The following is a 2,255-nucleotide window of genomic DNA, read 5'->3' on the forward strand; positions in this document are numbered from 1 at the left end:
CCGGGTCGAAGGCGTAGCGGGAGTCGAGGGACGCGTCGTAGGCGACGGAGCTCTTCGGGAAGATCTGCGTGGTCGGGGTGCCGAGGCCTTCACCGACCGCGGTCAGCATGGCCTTGGTGTCGATCGCGTAGTTGAGCGCCTGGCGGACCCGGACGTCCTTGAAGGCCGGGTTCATCGAACCGTCGCGGTCGAGCAGGATGAGACCGGTCCAGTCCAGCTCGAACGGGTTCAGCGTGTAGCCGGCCGCTTCGACCTCGGCGTTGTTGGTGTTGACGGTGAGCTTGGCGCCGTTGAGCTGGCCGCCCTTGACGGCGTTCAGCATCGCGGTGACATCGGCGAGCACCTTGATGGAGAGGTTGTCGTAGTGCACGGAGCTCGGGTCCCAGTACTTCGGGTTCTTGGTGAACTCGTAGTTCGTACCGACGACGGTCTTGGTGGTGTCGAGGATGTACGGGCCGCTGCCGACCGGGTTGGTCTTGAGGTCGGCGTTGCCGAAGGCCTTGGGGCTCTCCTGCATACCGGCGTTCTGGGTCAGGTAGTGCAGCAGGGCCGGGTCGGCCTGGGTGAGGGTGAGGGCGACATGGGTGTCGTCGACGGCTTTCGCGTCGGCGAGTGACGCGAGGAAGGATTTGTTCGGCGAGGCGCCGTCACGGAAGCGGATCAGGTTCTGGGCCGCGGCATCCGCGTTGAACTTGGTGCCGTCGGTGAAGGTGACGTCGTCGCGAAGGGTCAGGGTGAGCACCGTCTTGGTGTCGTTGTACTCCCACTTGGTGGCCAGGTCGGGTCCGACCTCGCCGGTCGGATCCGCCTTGAGGAGGGTGTCGTAGACCGCCTGGCCGTAGGGGGCCTCATTGGCGAATGCGATATCCGCGGCCGAGAAGGTGGTAGCTGGAACGATCACGCCGAGGGTGAGTGTGGTCGGGGCGCCGGAGGTGGTCGTGGTGCTGGTTGCCGAGCAACCGGTCAGGCCGAGAGCAAGAACTGCTGCGGCCGCCGTGAGGCTTTTCCATCGGAACATCGGTGTTCCCTTTCAGTGGGTGACCCCTCTTTGGGTCGCGTGGCTGAAAAGCTAACAGGAAAAGCGATTAACTACTAGGTTTTCGTCAAATCGTTATTTTCCGCGCTAGAGTCAGCGCATGACTATGACGGGGAAGTCGCGTGGGAGCTACGCCAAAACGGCAGGCCGACGTCGGGAAATCCTCGAGGCCGGCATCGAGGTGTTCGCCAACCACGGTTTTCGCAACGGTTCGCTACGGGAGATCGCCGAGCGGGTCGGAATGAGCCAGGCCGGCCTGCTGCACCACTTCTCGAACAAGAACGAACTGCTCGCGGGCGTGCTCGCACTGCGCGACGAGCGCTCCGTGGCGCTCGTCCCCATCGATGGCACGCCCGACATCGAGACGATTCGCGGCATCGTGCGCGTGGCGGAGTACAACGCCGAATTCGCACCGGGTCTTGTGGAACTGCACTGTGTGCTCTCCGCCGAGGCGACGGCGCCAGAACACCCGGCCCACCAGTACTTCCTCGACCGGTATACCTGGGTCGTCGGCCTGATGGTCGACGCGTTCACCAATGTCCAGGCGGCGGGCCAGCTGGTCGATGGAGTCGAGCCGGCGAGCGCCGCGCGGTCACTCATCGCGCTCAGCGACGGCCTGCAGGTGCAGTGGCTGCTCGCCCCGGACACCCTCGACATGGCTGAGGAGCTCCGGCGCTACCTGCGCCCCCTCTTCACGATCGACTTCTAGAACTCTCCCCGGCCCTTTCCGGTCGAGAGTCACCGGTAGGCCTGGCACTCTCGACCGGAAAGGTCACTCTCCAGCGGCGGCGTGGGCAGCGAGCTTGGCGGTGAAGTCGGCGAAGAGCAGGCGCAGGTCAAGCCGGGTGTAGACCCGGATCGGGCGCGGACCCTGCCGCGGCGTGGGATCGTAGCTGCCGTCCGTGAGGATCCGTGGGGCGGTGCAGGTGACCCATGCGCTCGAGGACGGGTCAGGCTCGAAACTGGAGTGCAGCGCGGTCAGGAGCACGAGCGGGCTGTCACCGAGGATGTACGTCTCACCGAGGTTGATCCCGTGCCGTCCGGCCGTGCCCGCGACCCCGGCGAGCGCCGCGTAGAGGTGCCGGCCGATCGCACCGCAGGGCCGTACCGAGGTGAGCAGCTCGGCCCAGGAGAAAAGCGTCTGCCGGTAGGCGTCCCGCGGCACCTGCCAGAGCGGAATCCGGGAGTCGAAGATCACCTGGGCCGCACGGATGTCGAT

The 2,255-nt window shown here is 65.7% G+C and carries 2 protein-coding genes and 1 pseudogene; 1 reads left to right on the forward strand and 2 read right to left on the reverse strand.

Going from position 1 to position 2,255, the window contains the following annotated elements:
• On the reverse strand, positions 1-1,018 hold a 1,018-nt coding region (locus QN345_RS18110), incomplete at its 3' end, for an ABC transporter substrate-binding protein (protein ID WP_323509020.1).
• Between the two features lie 118 nt (positions 1,019-1,136).
• Here QN345_RS18110 and QN345_RS18115 point away from each other — a divergent pair.
• Positions 1,137-1,745 carry a TetR/AcrR family transcriptional regulator gene (locus tag QN345_RS18115; RefSeq protein WP_134447060.1) on the forward strand — a complete coding sequence of 203 codons (609 nt, stop codon included), beginning with the start codon at positions 1,137-1,139 and terminating at the stop codon, positions 1,743-1,745.
• A gap of 63 nt (positions 1,746-1,808) precedes the next feature.
• On the opposite strand, the pseudogene QN345_RS18120 reads toward QN345_RS18115, so the two are convergent.
• Positions 1,809-2,255 (reverse strand): annotated as a pseudogene (locus tag QN345_RS18120) (nucleoside hydrolase); the annotation flags it as partial.

The sequence above is a fragment of the Cryobacterium sp. 10I1 genome, assembly GCF_035019805.1.
GTDB classification, from domain to species: domain Bacteria; phylum Actinomycetota; class Actinomycetes; order Actinomycetales; family Microbacteriaceae; genus Cryobacterium; species Cryobacterium glucosi.

Bases quoted from the DNA above. Each gene is read 5' to 3' on its own strand.
- QN345_RS18115 (WP_134447060.1), top strand. From the start codon at position 1,137: ATGACTATGACGGGGAAGTCGCGTGGGAGCTACGCCAAAACGGCAGGC.